The organism is Paraburkholderia sp. BL25I1N1 (assembly GCF_003002025.1).
Classification (GTDB): domain Bacteria; phylum Pseudomonadota; class Gammaproteobacteria; order Burkholderiales; family Burkholderiaceae; genus Paraburkholderia.
On the sequence record NZ_PVZB01000021.1, the window covers coordinates 20,733 to 42,891 of the forward strand.

Consider the following 22,159-nt stretch of genomic DNA (forward strand, 5'->3'; position numbering starts at 1 on the left):
GCGCGCCGTCTCTCACCAGGCGGAAGACTCTCGAACCGGCCACCCAAAAGCGAAAATGGCGCGCCTTGTGCGCGCCATTTTCGCTTGTCCTGATCACACGTTCACTGCTCTTTCATCATGGGTGTCAAGGTCGAGGCCGCGATCGGCAACGTATCGACCTGAGACGGTGTGTGAAGTGACATGGTGGGGCTGTTCGCCGCATCAACCCGCGTACTGCCGACGGCGTCCGGCACATCGAGTTGCCGCATCAGATGGCCGGCGAGACGCAACGACAGCGCGGCAATCGTGATGGTCGGGAAATTGGCGCCGACAGTCGGAAACACCGAGCTGCCGCCAATGTACAGATTGCTGATGCCGTGCACCTTGCAGTCGCGATCGACCACACCCTCGCGAGGCGAATCGTGCATGCGCGTGGTGCCCATGTGGTGCCACGTGCCTTCGAGCTTCGCCGGCCACGTGCGGCCTTCGAGCGGTTCATCGAGCGTGACGTCCGCGACGTTCGCCATCTGCAACTCCTTCGCGAGCAACTGGAAGGTCTTGTCAAAAGTGCGCTGCACCTGGTCGCCGAGGCGCCACTCCACCCGCACGCGCGGCATGCCGAAGTGGTCGCGCTTGTCGGCCGACAGGGTCACGCGGCTATCAGGATTGGGCACCGCCTCGACGATAGCCTGCAGCGTGACGTCGGTGATCAACGCGGGCCATTGCAACAGCCGCGTCAAACCAAAACCGACGGTATGCAGCGGGTGCGCGATCATGGTCTCGATGTCGCGTTTCACGCTGCGGCCCGGCTGGTCCTTGCCCATCAGCGCTTCCTTGAAGCGGATCAATGCCTCGGAACCCGCGCTGCCCTCGCCGTACCATTTCGAGTAGAGCCACACGCGTGAATTGAGCAGCTTTTCGCGTTCCATCCATTCCTGCTTCGGCGCGAACTGGGACGATATCTTCGTGCCGTGCGCCGAGACAGCCACGTTCTGGTAGTGGTACTTGATGTCGTACAGCTTGTTGCGCGCGATGCCAGGACGGAAGCGCACCTTGCCCGACATCATGCGCGGATGATCCATGAAATAGCGGCCGACCAGATCGTTGGCATTGCCGAGCCCGGCGGCCTGCACGTTGTTCGACGCCAGCAGCAGGCGCGCGTTTTCAATGCCGCCCGTGGCCAGCACGAAAATTTTCGCGGTCACCGTTATCGCGCGGCCGCTGATGGTGCCCACCTTCAGCCTGGAAATCGTCGTGCCTTGCGCGTCGGCGTCGATACTGAGCACGTTCGCATGAAGGAACACGCGCACCCGCGTCGAATGCGACAGTTCTTCGCGATACACCTTGCCGAAGCGAACCGGCGGGCTGAACTGCGCAACGGTATCGCGCATGTCGCCGGTGGCGAGCGGCAGACGGCGCACGTCCTGACGCCCGATCTCGCGCTCCCAGTAAGCGGGGTCGAAATTCTGCGGGCCGAGCTTCAGCAGTTCATGCGTGCGTGCATAGTAAGGCGCCAGTTCATCGAGGCCGAACGGCCAGCCGCTGTGCGGAATCCAGTCACGCTTTTCGAAGTCCCAGGGATCGAGCGGGCGGCACCAGCCGCCCCAGCAGTTGCTGCTGCCGCCGAAATAGCGGCTGCGCGAGCCGTCCGCGAACGTATAGGGAAGCCCGATGTTCTCGCCGCGATAGAGGTCGCGAGTTGCGTCGTCAGGTCCAAAACCACCGCTTTCGAGCATGCAGGCGTCGATACCCGCCCTCGACATTTCCAGCGCGAGCGTGATACCCGCTACGCCTCCGCCGATGATGCAGATCGTCGTCTCGACGACGGTGTTCTGTTCAACAGTACGTGTATCGATGAACATCCGCTACTCCCATCTGCTTCACGCATTTCCTGGGCGCGGTGCGGTTCGCCAGGCGGAGCCGGCAACCAGACCACGCAGACGTCGCGACCGGAACTTGCAAGGGCGCGCCGCGAATGCCGTTCATCACGCAGTGCGTCAATCCCATTGCAACGGCCGGCATTCCGGCAAAACGACCTCGGCGTCCTCAGCGTACAAACGCTGTGGATTTATGTCTGTGGTTCAGGTCACGGAGTCGAACCGTTTCCTGATAAAACGGCAAGGATTGCCGCCGTACACGCCTTCCGCTTCCAGCGAACGATGCACGACCGACAAAGGCGTCACGACCGCCGAACGGCCGATCGTCACGCCCATTTGCACCACGCACTTCGAAGTGATCCAGACGCCGTCCTCGATGATGATCGGCGCGACATGCAGATCCATGGTGGTGCTCATATCGTGCGATCCCGCGGTGAGAAACGTGCCCTGAGAAATGCACACGTTAGAGCCGATGCGGATCAGCGTCTGGTTGTAGATCCACACATCGACACCGAACCAGCAGTTGTCGCCCACTTCGAGATTCCACGGCGCCTTCACGCGCAGCGGATGCACGAATCGGCAACCTGTACCGATCTTCGCGCCGAACAGACGCAGCAACGCCACGCGCACAGCGGAGAACGGCAGTAGTTTGTTGTTGATCACACAGGCTTCCAGCGCGAACCAGACAAGCTCGACCAGCGCACCGCGCTTAGCCTGATAGTTTCCTTTTCCGGCCTGCGACAGATCGATCACGCGGCCGTTCTCGCGCGCGCCCTCGGCCGGCGGCATGCGCCCGACGTGAGGATCGTCGGCTACGTTACCCATCAGCTTTCTCCGAACCACGAACAGTGGTAAACATAGGCAGGCATGCCAGGCAAATCTCTTACATTATGTTGCGGCGCCTGGCCCGGCTTCACGCGGTGGCCGTGCAGGCAAGCGTTTTGGCGGCTACGCGCGTAGTGGTTGGCGCACGATAGCTTTATCCCGACAGCATTTCCTTGGGGAATCAGATGATCACCTCGCTTCGAAACACTGCTACCTGGACGCTTCTCGCGATCGCATCGTGCGCGGTGCCGGCCTTCGCGCAGAACGCCGCGCCCAATAACGCGGCGCCCGCCCTCCCGCCCGCCGCGACGGCGGCCAACGGCTACGGTCTCAATGCACAACTCCCCGCCAACCGGCGCGCCGCGCATCGCAGTAGCGAGCAGGCGCTGCTCGGCTCCCCGAACCCCTACAGCACCGACGGCGCGCAAGGCGATACGAACGACGCTCAACGCGCGGCGCTGCTCGACACGCAGCGCATGACGGTGTTGGGCGGCGACCAGGCCGCACAGCCAGCGGTCGGCAAAGGCAAAGCCAAGGGCAAGGGCAAAGCGCCGGCTGCGGCCGACGGCCAGGTGCGTGTGGCCGGTCAGCCGGGACGCCCGAACGCGGCCGCCGGTCTGACGCCCCAGGGCGCCACGAGAACCACCTACACCGACCCCTACGCCGGCAAGCAGGGCGTCTACCGCTCTCCCTGGTGATATCGTCTTCATGACACCGCCGCGGGCCGGATCAATCCGGCGCGGCTTCCTCCGCGGTAGCCGGTTTTCGCCGGCGCCTCGCCGCAGCACCTGAAGGCCGCGCGCCGAAAGACGGCGTGCCGCCTTTCTCGCGTTTGCCTCCCAACTCACGCAACAGCATCGCGAGCCGTTCCTCGAAGGTGCGAATCGTCGACTCCGGCGAGAGCGTGCGCTCCGCATAAGCGCGCGCCGCTTTGCCAAGTGCCGCACGTCGTTCCGTGTCGTTCGCCAGCGCGGTGATCGCCGCCGTCAACGCCTTCAGGTTGTCCGGCGGCACGACCACGCCGCGCGGCGCCACGGCTTCGTAGAGCGCCGTGCCGCGACGCGCCATCGCCACGGTCGCGCGTCCGCTCGCGAACATGCCGGTGAGCTTGGACGGCATGACGAGGTCCGCCGCGTCGCCGCGTTGCGGCAGCACGTGAATATCGGCGAGGTTGAGCAGTTCGTTCAGGCGGTCCAACGGTTGCAGCGGCAGGAACACGCAATTCGTCAGTCCCGAGCAGCGTTCGCGCAGTCCCTCTTTCGCCGCGCCGCTGCCGCAGAACACGAAGGTGAGATCCGCGCGCGCCGCGAGCGCGACCGCCGCATCGGCGAGCGTTTCGATGCCCTGCTTCGCGCCCATGTTGCCGGAGTACAGAACCACTTTCTGGTCGTCACGAATCCCCAGCAGGTGCCGGAATTCGCTCGGCCGTGTAAGGGGAAAAATCGTCGACACGTCGACCCAATTGGGCAGACAGACAACCTTTGATGCGTCGACGCCCTTGGTCGTCGCGCGCTCGCTCATCTGCCGCGTGATCGAGGACACGGCGTCGAAGCGTCGCAGCAAAGCGCTTTCCACCCGGCGTGCCATGCGGGCCGCGAATGAGCTTTTCAGCAAGCCCAGATCGAATGCCGCATCGACCTCATAGTCCTGAATATGCAACCAGGCGCGCGCGCGCGTGATGCGTGCGAGCATCAGCCCGCCCGGCGCGCACATCAAGGTCGGTGCGATCAGCATGACCGCGTGCGGGCGCCACAGAACGTGCCTCACAAGAAGCGGCAGCGAGGTCGCCGCGAAGCTCGCCAGATGCAGCATGCGCTTCAGGCCGCTTGGACGCGCAGGCACCCACAGCGGCGCGCGCCAGATCGTCACGCCGTCGCGCGTTTCGTGCTGATAGCGCCACGACGCGTAGCCCTCGCCGACACGCCACTCGGGGTAGTACGGCGGCGCGCACACCACGCGCACGTCATGTCCGCGGCTCGCCAGCAACACGGCCATTTCCGCCGTGTACTTGCCCACTCCCGTCAGCTCAGGCGCATAGTTGATGCCGTAGATCAGTATCTTCATCGTAACTGCCGGAGCGAGTAAGGGCGTTGTGGCGCGGCCTGGTTGTGCGGAGCGGCTCAGTCGCTCAACATCAAAGCGCAGCCGCGGGCGATGTTGGCAGCCGCGGAAGGCGGATCGAAACGGCGAATCACATCCATGCAGCGGCGCGCGGTACCGCCCGCGTCGGCGAACGCCTCCATGGCCTTGAGCATGGTGCGCTGCAGGCCGGCGACGTCGCCCGCAGTAAACGCGTAGCCGCTCACTCCGTCGATCACCAGTTCCGGCACGCAGCCGCAACTTTCGCTGACCACGGCCGGGCAGCCATGCGCGAGCGCCTCGTTGACCACGAGTCCCCAAGGTTCGCTGTAACTCGGCAACACCATGCAGGTGGCGCCGTAATATTCCCGCGTCAGCGGCTCGTCCTGCAGACTGCCGACGAACGTCACCGCGTCGCCGAGTTCGAGCTCGGCCACCTTCGCATGCAACGCGTCGCTCATCGGGCCGGTGCCGACAATGCGCAGCTTCGCCGCCGGAATCCGCCGCCGCAAACCGGCGAACGCGTCGATCAGCGTGCCGATGCCTTTCTCTTCGGACAAACGCCCCACGAACAGAAACACCGGCGGATTACCCGCGCGAGCGGCGACCCGCTCGACCAGCGCACGTTCCGGCGAAAACGAACCGGGCATTGCCGCGGCCTGACACGGCACGAAAATCTTGTCGCGCTTCGCGCCGAGCGACAGCAGATACTCGCGGCTACGCTCGCCGAAACCGAAATAGCCGTCGCACAGCGCGAAAAACACGCGCTTCGGAATCGACGTCAGCAACTTTTTGGGCCGGTCGCGTGCGGTCGAATCGCAGAACACCGCGCGCCGTTTGCCGGTCACGATGCACGCCGCGAGCATCGCCCAGTATTCCGGGCGGTGGTAGCCCGGCAGCACGATCAGATCCGACTTGGTGCGCAGCACTTCCCATGTGAGCCGCGCGATCAGCTTCAGGGTCGGCACGTCTTCGTAGCAGCCATCGAACAGCTTTTGCATCGGATAGCGGTGAAACGAATAATCGACGTCGGAAAACCCGACGCGGTCGTGCTCGGTATCGGCGATCTGCACCATCGAATAGCGAATCGCTCCGGAAGCCGAAATGTTATGCAAGGCGGAAAACACGACACCCTTGTGGCGCGACCACACGACGTTGTGGAAGATCGTGACTGACGCTGTCATTTTTATGCCACTCCTAGAAATATCGTCCTGCGTGCATTGCGCATTCTGCGCAGGCACAGCGTCCCCTTTGGTCCGTCAATCCAAAGCCGCGTCGTGGCGGCCATCCACGCGCCTACGCTTCGATGGCGGCGGCGGGCGTCGAACCAGCATGTGATTCGACGAAGTCACGATAGGTGGAGGCAATGCCGTCGGCGAGGCCGATCGTGGCCTGCCAGCCCATTTGCGTCAGGCGTGAAACGTCGAGCAGCTTGCGCGGGGTGCCGTCGGGTTTCGAGGCGTCGAACACGAGTTCGCCTTCGAAGCCGACCACCTTGCAGATGCATTCGGCCAGCTCGCGAATCGACAGATCCTCGCCCACGCCGACGTTGAAGAGACCTTCCGTCACGTTGTGCTCGAGCACGAACAGCGTGGCCGCGGCAAGGTCGTCGACATGCAGGAACTCGCGCAGCGGCGTGCCCGATCCCCACACTGTCAAGGCGGCGTCGCCGTTCAGCTTCGCTTCGTGCGCCTTGCGCAGCAGCGCCGGCAACACGTGGCTGCTCTTCAGATCGTAGTTGTCGTTCGGGCCGTACAGATTGGTCGGCATCAACGCGACGTACTGCGTGTTGTACTCGCGGTTGTACGCTTCGCACAGCTTCACGCCGGCGATCTTCGCGATCGCATAGGCGTCGTTGGTCGGCTCCAGCGGCGAGGTCAGCAGATACTCCTCGCGGATCGGCTGCGGACATTGCTTCGGATAGATGCACGACGAACCGAAGAACACCAGCCGCTCGACCTTGGCGCGATACGCGGCATGGATCACGTTGGTTTCGATCACCAGGTTTTCGTAGATGAACTCACCCGGCTGCGTCGCGTTCGCGAGAATGCCGCCCACGCGCGCGGCCGCGAGCAGCACCACGTCGATCTTTTCGCTTTCGAAGAAGCGGTTCACGGCCGCCTGATCCGTGAGATCGAGCTCCTTGCGCGAGCGGGTAATCACGTTCTGATACCCCTCGGCGGCAAGACGCCTGACCAGCGCGGAGCCGACCATGCCACGGTGGCCCGCGACGAAGATGCGTGCTTGTTTGTTCATCGCCGTTACTCGTGATGTTCCAGCGCCGTGAATCCGGCCAGCGTGACAAGCGCGTCACGTCGAGCGATCTGATAGTCAGAGCGCACCATTTCCTTGACGAGCGAGGCGAACGAGGTGGTCGGCTGCCAGCCGAGTTTCGCATGCGCCTTCGACGGATCGCCGAGCAGCGTCTCGACCTCGGCGGGCCGGAAGTAGCGCGGATCGACCCGCACGATCACGTCGCCCGGCGACATCCTGATCTCGCGCCCTTCCACCTTTTCGACGATGCCGATTTCGTCCACGCCGGTGCCTTCGAAACGCACGGTGACGCCCAGTTCAGCGGCGGCGTGCTGCACGAACTGACGCACGCTGTACTGCACGCCGGTGGCGATCACGTAATCCTCCGGCTGCTCCTGCTGGAGCATGCGCCATTGCATCTCCACGTAGTCGCGCGCATGGCCCCAGTCGCGCAGCGCCGACAGATTGCCGAGATACAGGGTCTTCTGCATGCCCACCGCGATACGCGCGACAGCGCGCGTGATCTTGCGCGTCACGAACGTCTCGCCGCGCACCGGCGATTCGTGATTGAACAGAATCCCGTTGCACGCGTAGAGACCGTAAGCCTCGCGATAATTGACGGTGGTCCAGTACGCGAACAGCTTGGCGACCGCATATGGGCTGCGCGGATAGAACGGCGTCGTCTCCGACTGCGGCACCTGCTGCACGAGACCGTATAGCTCCGAGGTCGAGGCCTGGTAGAAGCGCGTTTTCTCCTGCAAGCCGAGAATGCGGATCGCTTCGAGAATCCGCAAGGCGCCGAGGCCGTCCGCGTTGGCGGTGTATTCCGGCTCCTCGAACGACACCGCGACGTGGCTCTGCGCGGCGAGGTTATAAATCTCGTCCGGCTCGACGCGCTGGATCACGCGCAAAATGCTGGTCGAGTCAGTCAGATCCGCGTGGTGCAGAAAGAGCCGCTGGTCCGGATCGTGGGGATCGCGGTAAAGATGATCGATCCGGTCTGTGTTGAACAGGGATGACCTGCGTTTGATGCCGTGTACGTCGTAATCCTTGGCGAGCAGCAGCTCCGCCAGATACGACCCGTCCTGTCCAGTGATGCCGGTGATCAGCGCGACCTTACGTTTCATGGAGCCTTCTCCTCGTTAACCTGTGCAATCCGAGTGCCGGAAGCCTGGCTGCGCGGCTTTGTTGCGCCGCCCGCCGTCGGCCGCTGCCTCAACCGGCAATGCTGTCGTAGCCGTAGTAGCCGCCCTGATAGCCCGAGCCGAGGAACGCACCTTCCTGCGGCACATCGGTCAACAGAACGCCTCTCAGCCCCACGCCGCCATTGCGCAGCCGCTTGGCCGTCTCCATGACTTCGTTGAGCGGATGGCGGCCGTGGCGCACCACCAGCAGCGTCGTGCCCGCATACTTGCCGATCACCGTCGAATCGGTCACCGCGAGAACCGGCGGCGTGTCGACAATCACGAGGTCGTAGTGCGACTTCAGTTCTTCGAGCATCGTTTCGAAGCGCTTGCTCATCAGCAGTTCGGCCGGATGCGAGGGCAGCGTGCCCTTGGCAAGCACGTCGAGACCCGGCAGCACATCGCGCTGAATCATCGAACTCAGGTCGCCGCCGCTCAGCACATCGGACAGACCCGGCTGATGCGCGACACCGAAATGCGAATGCACGTCGCCGCGCCGCATATCGCCGTCGATAATCAGCACGCGCTTGTTCGCCGACGCCACCAGCGCCGCCAGATTCACCGACAGAAACGACTTGCCGGAATCGGGCCGCGAGCCGGTGATCATCACCACGTTGTTCTCGGCGTGATCGAGCGAGAGCTGCAGCGAGGTGCGTAGATTGCGCACGCCTTCCACGGCGATGTCTTCGGGCGCCTGCTGCGCCAGCACATGCAGTCCGCGACGGCGCAGCATGACGTTTTCCTGCAGCTTCAACTGCGTCTGGCTGCGCGGCACCACGGCGAACACCGGCACGCCGAGCATGCCTTCGAGTTCGTCCGGACGTTCAACGCCGCCGTACATCGCGCGCTTGAAGAAGGTCAGCAGAATGCCGAGCACGAGGCCGCCGCCGAGCGCGATCAGGATCGCGATCACGCGTTTCGGCCGCACGGGTTCATCAGGCGCTTCGGCGAAATCGACCACGCGCACGTTGCCCACTTGTCCCGCCTTCGCCACGCGCAGTTGCTGCGCGCTGTTCAGCAGATTGGTGTACAGCTCCGTATCGACGTGCACGTCGCGCAGCAGACGCAAGGCGGTCTGCTCCGTATCCGGCATCACCGCCACGCTGCGGTTCATGTTGGCCGCGGCGCCTTGCAATGCGGCGATCTGCGCGTCGAGCGAGGCCACCGCCGGGTGATTCGCCGTGAAGCGTTGCGACATCTCCGCGCGTTGCTGCTGCAGATCCATCAGCTTGGTTTTGTTATCGACGATCTGTTGCAGCAGCAGGCGGCTTTCTTCGCCCAGGTCGACCGTGCCATGCGTGTTGCGGAACTTGTTGTAGCGTTGCTCGGCGTCGTCGAGTTCCTTGCGCAAGCCCGGCAGTTGCTGATCGAGGAAGGCCAGCATATGCTCGGCTTCGGTCGAACGGCTCTCCACATCCTGACGCACGAACTCGCGCGCCATGCTGTTGACGATCGCCGCCGTCAAGCCGGCGTCGCCGCCTTCCAGACTCGCGCGGATCACACCGGATTGCAGCGTGGTTTCCTGCACCAGCAAAGCCTTTTGTAAACGGTCCACGGTGCTTAACGTCGAGGCGCGCTGCAATTCGAAACGCGAGCCGGCAGGGCCGACCAGCTTATCGACGCGCAGCGTGATCGGGCCGTCGGCCGTATCCGTTTCGACGGTTTCGCCGACTTTCCCCGACAGAATCGCAATGCCGTTCTTGTCCCGCAGTACGTACGACCCGTCATTGCCGGAAATCAGCGTGAAGGTCGTGTCGTACATTTCCTTCGACGTGTCGAACTGCGACACCGAAATGCTCTCGTCACCCCATGCATAGCCGGACAGGTTAATGAACTGCGGCAACTTGAAGCCCCATTGCCCGTTCACCAACCCCGCGATCATTCCGCCGATAAACGGAAAATAGCGCGGCGCAGCCGTGATATCGAGGTGCAGTTTCTTGACGGTCTCTTCCGTGACGAGCCGCGACTTCAGCAACTCGATCTCCGCCGCCGTCGAAGGCTTGGTGTCGAACATGCCGGTGAGCGGCGGCAATGAATCCTTGCCGTTCGCATTGGCATTCGCCGTCTTGTCCTCTACGTGAAACAGAACATCCGCGCGGTACGTCGGCGGCGCGAGGAAAGCGTACGCGCATCCCAGCGCGAGCGCGATCAGCGTCACCACGACGATCGTGCGCCAACCTCGCACGATCGTGCGCAGATAGTCCGACAGGTGAAGCTCGTCCGGACCGGACACGTCGGTGTAACGGTTTTCAAAGTTGATTGCCATTTTCTTCACCCAACAAGGTCCGGAGGTTCAAGTTCACGCTGTGCGGTTACTATTTCGCGAGGACGGCGCCCGTCACAGCCGCGTTGATCGCCGGCAGCAGCAGGTTCAACACACGGTTGAAGCGGACCAACCCGCCTTGACCGACATACACCACGTCTTTCGGCTGCAGTTCGAACTGATTCGCGAGCACCATCGACACCGGCGAGGTCGCGTCGAGGTGGTACACCTCAGGCGTTTCGCTCGTCGAGTTGCGGATCACGAACAGTTGCCGCGCCGCGGCCGTGTTCGAGTCGAAGCTGCCGCTGTCCGAGATGGCCTGCGAAAGCGTCAACGAACCGTTGCGCATCGGCAGGATGGTCGCCGGCTTGTTGACTTCGCCCATCACGTAGACACCGCTGTCTTCACGCGACGCCACCCGCAGCACGTCGCCCGGTTGCAGGTAGATGTCCGACGGATTGCGGCCGCGCTTGATCAGGTCGTCCACGTTCAAGTGATACGGCACGCCGTTGCGGAGCAACACCACGCGGCTGCGATCCGCATTGGCGCTGAGGCCGCCGGCCTGGCCGATCGCGTTCGTCAGCGACATCGGAATGTCGGTAACCGACAGCGCGCCAGGCGTGCGCACTTCGCCGTCGATATAAACCTGCTGCGCGCGGAACGAAGCCACCCGCACCGTCACTTCCGGCTTCTGGTACACCTTGCTCAGACGCTTGTAGAGCTCCTTCTGGATCGTCGTGGCGTCCTTGCCGGCCACATGTACCGTACCGGCATATGGGAACTGCACGTCGCCGTTTTCGTCGATCAGGAAGCCGGCTGCGGCGTCCGACGTTTTCGCGTTCTGCTGCGGCTGGCCGAGCGCGGCCGCGAGTTCCGGGTGATCCCACACGACGATCTGCAGCACGTCGCCGGGGCCGACCTTGTAAGCGGTCGGCTTGCCGAACAGTGCGGTCGTTGCCGGCGGCAGCGTCGACGCCATTTGCGCCTGGTTCATCTTGCGCAGCAGCGAGAGATTGATATCGGTAATCGGAATCTGCTGTTGCTGCGACGGCTCAGTACTGTAATCACCACCGGTGTCCTGAATGGCGGCCGGTGTGATCATCCGCTGGCCGGGCGCGATTCCGCATCCAGAAAGCAGTGTTGCCGTAGCGAAAACCAGGAGACTTCCCGTGCGTAGACCAAGCGAGCTCATGATGTTCCTCCTTGTGCCACGGCGTTTTTCCTCAAGGGACGAAGCGCGCAGCGTTTTGTTAACAACTAATAAGCGTTTCGATGCACCAGTCCGGCGACTATCGTCGCGCCGATAATCCGCATGTCGAGCGCGAACGACCAATGGCCCAGGTAATACAGGTCATGTTCGACGCGACGTTCCATCTTCTCGATGCGGTCGGTTTCGCCACGAAAACCGTTGATCTGTGCCCACCCCGTGATCCCCGGTTTTATGCGGTAGCGATTGATATAGCCCGCGACCACTTTCTGATAGAGGTCGTCGTGCTCGAGTGCATGGGGACGCGGTCCTACGACCGACATGTCGCCACGCAACACGTTAAAGAATTGAGGCAATTCGTCGAGGCTCGTGCGGCGCAGGAAGGCGCCCACTTTCGTGACTCGCGGATCGTTACGCGTAGCTTGCCTGACGGTGCCTTTTTGCTCCGTGTGCAACCGCATAGAACGGAACTTATAGATCGTGAACACGCGACCGTCGGCGCCTTTGCGTTTCTGTTTGAACAGAACCGGACCGCGCGAGGACAGCTTTACCGCGATCGCGATGACGAGCATGACCGGTGCGAGCGCGATCAAGGCGGTCAAGGCGAACAGGCGGTCGAAGATTTCCTTCTTCAGCATCGAGTTCGCGGACAGCGGCGAAGCCACCAGATTGATCGCCGGCACGCCGAGCAGATCGATCACGCCGCTGCCCTCGAATAGCGCGAGGCTGCGCACGTCCGGCATGAAACGGATGTTCACCAGGTCGTCGCGGAATTCGCTGACCAGCGAACAGATCAGCGGCTCTTCGGAAAGCGACAGCATCAGCCACAGTTCGTGGACGTCGTTGGTCCGCATGTAGCCGGCCAGCGCGTCGACCGTGTCGAACACCGGGACTCCGGGGCTCGCGACCGGCGACACATCCGGACGCGCGTTGTACACGGCCGTGGCGCGAAAACCGGTAGTCGGCGCGGCGTTGATCCGGCGAATGATCGCGTCGCACTGCGAGCCGCTGCCGACGATCGCGACCTGATGCAGATTCAGTCCCGCGCTGCGTGCCCTCGCCAATACGGCGTGCGTCATCAGGCGGTACGCGATCAGCAGGCCGCCGGTCACCGCCGTCCAGTATGAGAACCACAGCCGTGACACGAAGTCGATACGATGCAGCGAATACATCAGCACGAGCGCGCTGACCTGCACCATCAGCCACGCGAGCGACACCTGGCCGGCCAGCACCAGCTTGGAGCGGCCGCGCCATGATTCGTAGACGCCGAACGCCGGAAAGATAGCCAACGCGAAAGCGGCGGAAAACATCACGAGGGCCCAATAGAATCCGGATTGAGCGAGGTAGTCAAAGCGGATCTGCGACGCCACCGCCGCACCCACCAATACCAATGCAACATCGAAAACTCGCGCGAGCAAATCCTGAAACTTGCGCATTCTGGTCACCTCGTTCTTGCCGTTCTTGTCCGCAGTTGAATCCGGCGTGCTGTTTAGGAGCAGCGGCCGTAGTTGTCGTTGAACCTCACAATGTCGTCTTCGCCGAGATAAGCGCCTGACTGGATTTCAATGATTTCGAGCGGCACCTTGCCCGGGTTTTCGAGCCGGTGCTTGATGCCGAGCGGGATATAGGTCGATTCGTTTTCGCTCAACAGAAACTGCTCTTCGCCGCGCGTGACGAGCGCCGTACCGCGCACGACGACCCAGTGTTCCGCGCGGTGGTGATGCAATTGCAACGACAGTTGCGCGCCCGGCGTCACCACGATGCGCTTGACCTGGAAACGCTCGCCATGGTCGATCGAATCGTAGAAACCCCAAGGACGGCGCACCTTGCGGTGCGCGTCGGCCTCCGGCGCGTGCTGCGCCTTGATGCGCGACACCAGCCCCTTCACGTCCTGCACGTGCGAGCGGTCGACCACCAGCACCGCGTCCGCGGTTTCGACCACCACGACGTTGGTGGTGCCGACACAGGCAACCAGCCGGCCTTCCGAATGCGCATAGCTGGAGAACGCCCCTTCGAACGTCACACGGCCGCGTCCTGCGTTGCCGTTGGCGTCCTTCTCCATCGCGGCCCAAACGGCGTCCCAGGAACCCAGGTCGGACCAGCCGGCATTCAGTCCGATCACGACGCCTGCCGGTGTCGCCGGCGCGCTGTCTGGTGTGTCGGGGCCGACAGTCTCGGTGAGGCGCTCCATCACCGCGTAGTCGATCGAGTTGGCGGGCGCACCCAGAAATGCATCGACCAATGGCCGGAAATACGCACCGTCCATGCGGCCGCCCGTGAATGCGCGTTCGCAGGCCGAGTGCATGTCCGGTTGCAGACGCTTCAACGTGTCCAGCCACACGCTGGCGCGGACGATGAAGATGCCGCTGTTCCACCAGTACATGCCCGCCGCCACATACTTCGCCGCGAGTTCTTCCGCGGGCTTTTCGACGAAACCGTCGATCGCATGACCGCCGCCCGCCAGTTCGGCGCCGACGCGGATATAACCGAAGCCGGTGTCGGGGCGCGTGGGCGGCACGCCCAGTGTCGCGATCGAACCCTGCTCGGCGTAGCGCGCTGCGAGTTCCAGCGCGGCCTGCAAGGCGGGCACGTCGGCGATCGAATGATCCGCCGGCATGACGACGAGAATCGCGTCGCGGCCCTCCGAGCACGCCAGCGACGCCGCCAGCGTCAATGCGGGTGCCGTATCGCGACGAGCGGGCTCGACAATAAGACGAGCGTCGACGCCATTTTCATGAAGTTGTTCTGCGATCACGAAGCGATGTTCTTCGCCGCATACGATGATCGGCGAGGCATCCACGCTCCAGCCGGCCGGAAAGCCGTCCATGCGCCGCGCGGTAGCTTGCAGCAGCGAGTCGGAACCGACGACGTCGATCAGTTGCTTCGGATAGTTTTCCCGCGATACCGGCCACAGGCGCGTGCCGGAGCCGCCCGCCAGAATGACTGGAACAATGCGCGTGGAACCCGCGCCCGCCGTCGCGGCACCCGCCGCATGCGTGCCGGCCGACGCGGCGCCTACAGCTCCCTGAGTCAACATATTCGCATTCCTTATAATTCCCAAAGTCGATGGAAGTACGGACCGGATGCCGTGTTGCCACACGGCTCGCCGGCTGGCCCCGTCGCTATTCGCCGACTAGTCGGCGACTTTGAATTCGAAATTCGGTCGGCGAAATTCTCATCCGCTTACGAAACACTTTCGCGAGTCGATCGCCGTTGCCCATGCCGGTGCGGCGGGCTATCTTGTCGACCGGCAATTCCGATTCGGTCAACAGGCTGCAGGTCACCGCAAGGCGCTCGTGCAACAGAAAACTCGAGGGCGTAATGCCCATTTCCATCTTGAAGCGGCGCAGAAAGTTGCGCTCGCTCATCGCGGCGAACTGCGCCGCGTCGGCAATCGAAATCGCCTGCTGGCAATTCTCTTGCAGCCAGCGAGCTGCCGCGCGCACCTTGTCGCCGGGACTCAGGCCGCCGTCTTCGCCGAGCAGCGGCGCGAGATTCGAGCATGAGTCCGCCAGCAGACGCTCGGCGACGGTACGCGCCGTGGCGCCGCCGAGATCGCGCTTGATCATGGCGAGCGCGCTTCGCATCGATTCGAGACGATCGCCCGCATCGGCCGTCTGCTCAGGCTGGCGCGCCGGCGTCGGCGCCGACTGTGCATGCGCATCGCCAAGCTCGTGGTTGTCGGGCACGAACGCCGCCTCGAGCAACGCGCGACCTTCCGCGATCGGCCGGATCATGCCGGTATTGCGGCGCACACGGCGCAGCCACGCAATCAGGCGTTCGTCGTTGGCGGCAGCCAATGCGCCTTTGCCACCCGCTACATACAACGCGTCGAAACCGCCGTAATGCCGCGCGTCGAGTCCGTCGGTCCAGACCCGCAGCGCGGACGACGAAGTCACCATGCCGCCGTCGGCCGACAGGAACGAAACGTCGTATAACCAACCGCCCGAGCCGGACGAAGCCATTTCGTTGGCTGCCTGGAACACCTCGGCGACAACCCCTGCTCCCTGCAGCGAGCAGTCGTTGAACATCAGTATCGCGATGCGACGCATACCCTTGCTCGGAGCGTGCACCCAGCGCAGCATTGCGGACTCGAGACTCGCGCAGGTCATAGTCATCCTCTCACCAGAAAACGGATCTACTTTTCACCTTGGAAGGCCGCAAAGAGGCCATCCTCTGTGCAGCGCATCATAGTCACCGCCCTTCAAGCACTTAGCCGCCATGACCGAAAGCGCAGACATGTTGGCGTATGGACAGGGTGACCAACCAGGGATTTTCGGAACAACCCCGCAACCGCCGTCTTTTCAACGAATTAATTGCCGATTCCGCATAGGAATGAATTTGCATTCTGCGAATGTTAATGCAAATAAAAACGCCATTTCGTACGCCACCGCACACACCACGACTACTCGAAAACGGCGCAGTTACAATTCGATCTATCCATCGCGAAGTGGATTTGAAGTGACTTTTCCCCGTCAGGGCGTCAGAATGAGTGCAACCGGCTTTACAATCCCGACGTCTGCCGTAGCCCGTGCCCACTAAGGTTTCTTCTGACGATATATGCGCGGGGATGGCAATAAGTAAAACGAACAACCAATATAAACACTTGAGAGTTCGACAAAATTATTTACTTGGTTGTTATTGGATCGCACGCATATAAACACGACGATTAATGTTTCAAACCTGAAACACACAAATAAGATACCTTTAGGTCGCACGGCAATAGACGGGCCAATGGCGGAATGTGTCGAGACGGGACCGGACTATTTCCGCCAGCGGTGTGCGGAAATACACTATGCGGTTTCCGCAACACATTGCACGAAGGTGTCATACGAGGCGGCTCTGACCTGGTGAACTAGTAATTGGGCGACGCGTCTGTGGCCTTGGAAGGACAGCGAACGACACGGGGAGCACATGTCGAATGTACGCGAACAGCGCGCGCCGCGAAGCCGCGACGGCACCTTTACCGGCGGCGGAGTACGGCAGGAAATGGCCCTCGCTATCTCGGCAGTGGCCGTCATTCTGCTTGGCGTCGCCGCCGGCCGATGCATGGCCGCCGATGCTGCGCCGCAGGCAAATGGTGTGAGCAATGGCCCATTCACCGCAGACGGCAGGAAGTGGACGCCGTGCGCGGCGGAGTACGGCACGTGCCGCTTCAACGGCACGCGCGACGTGCTGTATGGCACGCCGGAGCAACACGTCGTCAAAACGTTCTCGACCAGTGCGGAGTGCAATAACGGCGTATTCGGCGATCCTGCACCCGGGGTGGAGAAACGTTGCGCGATGGCACCGACGGTGGCGAGCAACGCACCGGCGCCTGTCGCAAAGCCCGACGCAGCGCCGGGTGCGGCAATGCAATCTGCCGCGCCCACGAACCTGAAGGCGCCGCCCGGACAAGGGCTGCGTTGCTCGTCGCCTTCATCGCAAGTACCTGCTGCCGCGAACGGCGATCTGCTCGAAGCCGATACGCCCAGCGACGGCACGCGCCTGTTCGCCGTGAACAAACCGTTTGCGCTGGTTTTTGCCACGCGCCCGACGCAAGGCGACACGCTCAACTGGCAGATACGCGACACGTGGAATGCCGTGCGCGCCAGCGGACGCTTTCCCGTTGCGGCGGGAGCGACGCTGTCCACGTTGAGTTGCGCGTCCAGCGTGGCGGGCTACTTCGCGGTGTCCGCGTCGCTGGAACGTGCTCATGGTCAGCTCGATTCGCGCGGCACGCGCCCCGCGGGTATCGCGACATTCGGCGTGCTGCCCGATGCGTCCGCTGCGTTACCCGTCGTACGCTTTCCGTATGAAGATCTGCACCGCTTCGGCGGACAGGGCGCGGCTTATCTTGCGCCGGGGCAACACTGCTGTGACGGCGACGGCTACCGGCCGGTCTATACCGCGCTCGGCCTCACGTGGGTCAACGACAATCGCAACTGGTATATGGAGGAGCCGAAACAAGCGGGCACGTTCGAGCCCGCCAGCAAACAGCTCACGCCGTTCTTCCGGCGCGGCGACCTGCTGCGGTTGATCCAGCTCGACGGCATTCCGCAGTGGGCGAGTCCCACGAAGACCGAGACGCACAGCTATGCGCCGAAATCGCCCGCGCAGATGAAGGACTACATGGCCAAGGTGGGCGCCGAGTCGAATCGCGTGCGCACGACTTACTTTCCCAAACAGCGCGATAACTACTATCAGGTGACGTGGGAACCGGACGCGGACGGCGGTCTGCCGTGGCGCGACACGGACGCGAATTTCATCGCCATGTACAAGGCCGTCTGGGAGGGCATCCATCAGACGGATCCGCATGCGGTGGTCATGGGTCCGACCTATTCGTCAGTGCAGGGTAATGTCACGTGGATGCGCAAACTCGGCCCGCAAGGCATCGGCCGCTATATGGATGGCATGACGATTCACGGTTACTACGACATCGGCACCACGCCCTCGCACCCGCCCGAGCGCGTCGCGGATACCGGCAATCAGGGCACCGTGCCGGGCGCGCTGCCCTCCGCAATGCGCGCGCTGCGCCACGAAATGCGTCTGTACCTGAAGCCCGGCGCACCGCTCTTCGTGACCGAAACCGGCATCAGCTACGACATCGGGCAGTCGTATGGCAAGAACTATCCGGGCGCGAACGTGCTGTACGCACAGGCTGCGGTGACGGCGCGCACGCATCTGATTTTGCTCGGCGAAGGCGCCGACATGACCTACGTGTTCTATCTGGCGGATATGCCGGACGCCGCGCCCGGCTACGGGATTTTCTTCGAGCTCGATCATCCGAAGGGCGCCTACGGTCCGGCCCGCATCAGCCCGAAACCCGCGGCGCTCGCGGTAGCGGCCATGACGCGGATCATAGACGGCACCGACACGCTCGGCCCGCTCAAGGATCTGCCCAAAGGCGTCTACGCCTACGCGTTCCGCCGGCTCGGCGGCGGCAAGATCGTCACCGCGCTATGGACGCACGACAACGACATGTGGAACGCCCAAAGCGGCTTCGACGCGAGTCGCAGCGTGGACTATCGTCTGCGAGTCGATGCGCCGGGCACGGCCGGCGAAGTGACGGTGTTCGACATGATGGGCAACGCGACGAGCTTGCCGTACCGCGACGGCGTGGCTAACCTGAAACTTTCGCCCGCGCCGGTCTATGTCGTCTCCGGCAACGCCGACGTCTTCAAGGACGCTGTCACCACGCCCGAGGGTTACGTGACGCATTAGCGGCGCGATGTGCCGATACTTCGGCGTGATGGGACAGCCTCTGCGGCGACTGGCGCACATAGTATGCAAGCGGATGCACGTTAGCATGCCTACCAACACGCCGGAGCCGAGACATGAACGGCCTTGCATGGATGACGCTGATACTGGCCGCATTGATCGGCGCGTTTCTCTTCGCGACGATCGGCGCAATTGTGCTCGCGCTTTTTCTGACGAGCGTCTCGGGCCGGCTCACGCGACACGATGATCACCATCGCGACTATTAGCTGATGACGCGTTCAACCGGCGCGAGAAACGCGGGAGATGACATGCTGCTGACCGAGATCGATTTCCTGGACGTGGTCCGCCTCACGCCTCTGGTCGCGTTCGATCTGATCGTCAGCGATACGCAAGGGCGCGTGCTGGTCGGCCGCCGCCGCAACCGCCCTGCCCGTGGCACCTGGTTCGTTCCCGGCGGCCGCATCCACAAAGACGAAACACTCGACGCCGCGTTTGCCCGCATCGCTGACGCCGAGTTGGGCGTCGCGAAACTGTCGCGCTCGACGGCACGCTTCGAAGGCGTGTTCGAGCATCACTACAGCGACAACTTCGCGGGCGAGCCGGACGTGTCGACGCATTACATCGTGCTCGCCTATTCGCTCACGCTCCCGGGCACCGCGCCGCTCGGACGGCCCGAGCAGCACAGCGAATACCTCTGGCTTGCGCGTTCGGAACTGCTCGCGCGCGCGGACGTCCACGACAACACCAAAGCCTACTTCCTCTAACGCAGCCGCAGGCCGTCGCACGAGGCTGAACCCACGCCGGATCGCGATTTGTCACCGACTGTGAGTTCGGCAACGCGCCGGTCATGGCCGCCGCAGTATGATGCGAGCTCACCGTCAGAGTTCGAATCACTATGCGATTATCGGCAAGCCCGCTCGTTCGCGATGCATTCTTTGCTTTTCTCGCGGTGCTCTTCTTCGCCTTCCCGCCGGGCGCGGCGCGCGCGGCTGAGTGCGGCCCCGGCACACTGGTCACGGTAGTCGCGCACCTCGACGACGATCTGCTCTTCGTAGACCCCGCCATCAGCGAGCGTCTCGACGCGGGCTGGTGCATCACTACGGTGCATCTGATCGGCGGTGCCAACGGTGCGGATTTCGCATACGTTCAAACCCGCGAGCGGGCTTCGCGGCTCGCTTACGCGCGCATGGCCGGCGTGCCCGACGAGTGGCTCGAATCAAACGTTACGATTGCCGGCAAGCTCGTGCATCAGATGGTGCTGAAGGCCAGGCCGCAAGTGCGCCTGCTCGAACTTCGCCTGCCCGGCGGCGCCGTGCGCGGCGGCCGCGTACCGCTCGGCCTGTTGTGGGAACAACACGCCACGATCTCCACGTATCCGATGAACGCGGACGGCTCCGTGCGTGTGAAATACGATCGCGATTCCTTGTCGGCTACTTTAAAAGCGATGCTTGCGCCGGCCACGCTGATCTACACGCTCAATCCGGACACCGTCCCGTTTATCGAGCATCCCGATCATATCTATTCGGCGCGTATTACTCGCCACGTTGCGCAGACACTTGGCAAAGGCGTGCCGATCGTCTACCACGTCACCTATCCGACCGGCGGCTGGCCCGGTAATCTTCCCGCTGCCGAAGTGCAGCGCAAGCGTGACATCGTCGCCAGCTATTTTTCCATCGACGGCAGCGAGTCGTCCCACGTATTCGGCGAGTTTCAGTGGGACGGCAACTGGATTTCGCGCCGCTATGTGGTTGCCGATCGCACCGATCGCCGCGTGCCGGATTTCGTGTCTCATCCGATCCAGCTGTTCAACGCGGCGGCGAGCCGCTGCCTGACTTCCGCGGGACCAGGCCGCGCGCCGACGCTCGCCGCCTGCACGGACTCGTCCGCGCAGCAATGGCGATGGGATCCGCTGACCGTGTATCCCGGCAATACGCGCAACGCCGCGCTCGTGAGCGTCGCGACCTCGCAATGTATCGCCGAGCGCGACGGCTACCTGGTCGCCGAGACTTGCGATCAATGGGATGTGGCGCAAAGCTGGACGCCGTGGGACTTCGGCCTCGTCTATACGCCGATGCGGCATTGTCTCGGCGAAAACGACGGCAAGCTCACCATGCGCGGCTGCACCGCGCTCACCACGCGCTACCGCTGGGCCACCACGCAACACACGCAGGCGAACGACCTGAGGCTCGCCGCGGCGATGGTCGGCGACATCGCCGGCTCGGGCGAACAGTCTGTGGTGTACGTGCAGCGGCAACACGACGGTCCAGGATTCAACGTGTATGCCGCGTCGCTCACCAAGGCGTCGGCGCCCGCGCTGTGGTACGCGAGCGCCGTCCCCTTCGATCCCCTGGCGAGCGCGCCGAGTTGCGCCGGCGACAAACTGTGTTTCGACAGCGTGCGCTTCCTGCTCGCTGATTTCGACGGCGACGGCAAGGCAGATCTGATGATCGTCGCGGCGCGCCAGGGCGGGACCGCGTTCTGGTTGCTTCGCAGTACCGGCGAATCGTTCGAGCCTCCACGCCTGTGGCTGCAAACGAGCAACGCGTTCAGGCCGGAACTGACGCAGCAATATGTGGCGGCTGACTTTACCGGCACCGGACGGGCCAGCGTGCTGATCGCGCAGAAGCGGCCCGACAGCGGGCTCGATCTATGGATGGCGTCTGCGCAAGGATCGGGCATCTCAACGGGATCGGCGCCGGTGCTCTGGGCGCAGGCCAGAAATCTGCCGCAGAACGTCAATCTGCTGACACGCGAAACGGCCGGCTCGCGCGCCTCGCTGGTCGCGGTGGAGGGCGCCGACGGACGCCTCGCGATCACGCCGATCGCCAACGAGGGCACGCGCATGAGCGTCGGCGAGCGCAACGTGTTGCCGGCGACTTTTGCCCCCGGCTTCGTGAAAGTGACAATGGGCGCCGTGCATGGCCGCGACGGCAATACGCTGATTCTGCTGACGCCGCATCTGGACGAATCGAGCGAAGAAGCCATGATCGACGTCGCCACGCTCGACCTGAGCGGCGCGGCGAGCGCGCCGGCCCAGGCGGCGACATTGCACGGCATGTCGTGGTCGGATGTGTTTCCGGAATTCGTGCGTGACAAACGGGGGGCGGCACTCGTGCTGTTTCGACGGACCGACGCCACCCTCGGCGATTTCTATTTCACCGGCGGCGCACCGGCAATCACGCGCTATCCATCCGGAAACGGCCTGGCGCTGGGCGAAGCGCAGGAACTCGGCAAACTGCCGGGGCTTTTCTCGGAAACCGTGCGAATCGACCGGCTCGCGCAATAACGTAAC

At 63.2% G+C, this 22,159-nt stretch carries 16 protein-coding genes; 5 read left to right on the forward strand and 11 right to left on the reverse strand.

All coding sequences use genetic code 11. The features are described from left to right. Positions 1-101: 101 nt before the first annotated feature. Entirely contained in the window at positions 102-1,841 is a 1,740-nt protein-coding gene (locus tag B0G73_RS27940; RefSeq protein WP_106284419.1) for an FAD-dependent oxidoreductase, read from the reverse strand. Between the two features lie 219 nt (positions 1,842-2,060). Continuing rightward, the gene (locus B0G73_RS27945; protein ID WP_106284420.1) at positions 2,061-2,681 is read right to left on the reverse strand and encodes a DapH/DapD/GlmU-related protein; all 621 of its coding nucleotides are present in this window, start codon (positions 2,679-2,681) and stop codon (positions 2,061-2,063) included. Between the two features lie 173 nt (positions 2,682-2,854). Between B0G73_RS27945 and B0G73_RS27950 the strand changes: the two genes are divergently transcribed. Next, positions 2,855-3,379 (forward strand): hypothetical protein, encoded by a 525-nt coding sequence (locus tag B0G73_RS27950; RefSeq protein WP_308706151.1) that lies wholly within the window; start codon positions 2,855-2,857, stop codon positions 3,377-3,379. A gap of 31 nt (positions 3,380-3,410) precedes the next feature. Here the strand turns inward: B0G73_RS27950 and B0G73_RS27955 are convergent, their stop codons facing one another. From B0G73_RS27955 to B0G73_RS27995, 9 genes are all read right to left on the reverse strand, one after another. After that, positions 3,411-4,745, reverse strand: coding sequence for a glycosyltransferase WbuB (locus tag B0G73_RS27955; RefSeq protein ID WP_106284422.1), 1,335 nt, complete (start codon positions 4,743-4,745; stop codon positions 3,411-3,413). 56 nt (positions 4,746-4,801) lie between these two features. Then, positions 4,802-5,944, reverse strand: coding sequence for a glycosyltransferase family 4 protein (locus tag B0G73_RS27960; protein WP_106284423.1), 1,143 nt, complete (start codon positions 5,942-5,944; stop codon positions 4,802-4,804). A 112-nt stretch (positions 5,945-6,056) separates the two neighbouring features. Further along, positions 6,057-7,016 (reverse strand): GDP-L-fucose synthase, encoded by a 960-nt coding sequence (locus B0G73_RS27965; RefSeq protein ID WP_106284424.1) that lies wholly within the window; start codon positions 7,014-7,016, stop codon positions 6,057-6,059. A gap of 5 nt (positions 7,017-7,021) precedes the next feature. Beyond that, the gene (gene gmd / locus B0G73_RS27970) at positions 7,022-8,140 is read right to left on the reverse strand and encodes a GDP-mannose 4,6-dehydratase (protein WP_106284425.1); all 1,119 of its coding nucleotides are present in this window, start codon (positions 8,138-8,140) and stop codon (positions 7,022-7,024) included. An 88-nt stretch (positions 8,141-8,228) separates the two neighbouring features. After that, complete coding sequence (locus B0G73_RS27975) at positions 8,229-10,463, reverse strand: polysaccharide biosynthesis tyrosine autokinase (RefSeq protein WP_106284426.1); 2,235 nt, start codon at positions 10,461-10,463, stop codon at positions 8,229-8,231. A 49-nt stretch (positions 10,464-10,512) separates the two neighbouring features. Next, a complete protein-coding gene (locus B0G73_RS27980; RefSeq protein WP_106284427.1) occupies positions 10,513-11,652 on the reverse strand; it encodes a polysaccharide biosynthesis/export family protein in 1,140 nt (379 codons plus the stop codon). A 65-nt stretch (positions 11,653-11,717) separates the two neighbouring features. After that, positions 11,718-13,103, reverse strand: a complete 1,386-nt coding sequence (locus tag B0G73_RS27985; protein WP_106284428.1) for an undecaprenyl-phosphate glucose phosphotransferase — start codon at positions 13,101-13,103, stop codon at positions 11,718-11,720. 53 nt (positions 13,104-13,156) lie between these two features. After that, positions 13,157-14,704 carry a mannose-1-phosphate guanylyltransferase/mannose-6-phosphate isomerase gene (locus B0G73_RS27990; RefSeq protein ID WP_106284429.1) on the reverse strand — a complete coding sequence of 516 codons (1,548 nt, stop codon included), beginning with the start codon at positions 14,702-14,704 and terminating at the stop codon, positions 13,157-13,159. 85 nt (positions 14,705-14,789) lie between these two features. After that, entirely contained in the window at positions 14,790-15,779 is a 990-nt protein-coding gene (locus tag B0G73_RS27995; protein WP_106284430.1) for a helix-turn-helix domain-containing protein, read from the reverse strand. Positions 15,780-16,581: 802 nt separating this feature from the next. Between B0G73_RS27995 and B0G73_RS28000 the strand changes: the two genes are divergently transcribed. The 4 genes from B0G73_RS28000 (at position 16,582) to B0G73_RS28010 (ending at position 22,153) form a co-directional block, all read left to right on the forward strand. Continuing rightward, positions 16,582-18,870, forward strand: coding sequence for a hypothetical protein (locus B0G73_RS28000; RefSeq protein ID WP_106284431.1), 2,289 nt, complete (start codon positions 16,582-16,584; stop codon positions 18,868-18,870). 113 nt (positions 18,871-18,983) lie between these two features. After that, positions 18,984-19,133: a hypothetical protein gene (locus tag B0G73_RS40670; protein ID WP_166679073.1), complete on the forward strand. Its 150-nt coding sequence runs from the start codon at positions 18,984-18,986 to the stop codon at positions 19,131-19,133. Positions 19,134-19,178: 45 nt separating this feature from the next. Beyond that, complete coding sequence (locus tag B0G73_RS28005) at positions 19,179-19,631, forward strand: GDP-mannose mannosyl hydrolase (RefSeq protein WP_106284514.1); 453 nt, start codon at positions 19,179-19,181, stop codon at positions 19,629-19,631. A gap of 131 nt (positions 19,632-19,762) precedes the next feature. Beyond that, positions 19,763-22,153, forward strand: coding sequence for a PIG-L family deacetylase (locus B0G73_RS28010; protein ID WP_106284432.1), 2,391 nt, complete (start codon positions 19,763-19,765; stop codon positions 22,151-22,153). The last annotated feature ends 6 nt before the right edge of the window (positions 22,154-22,159 follow it).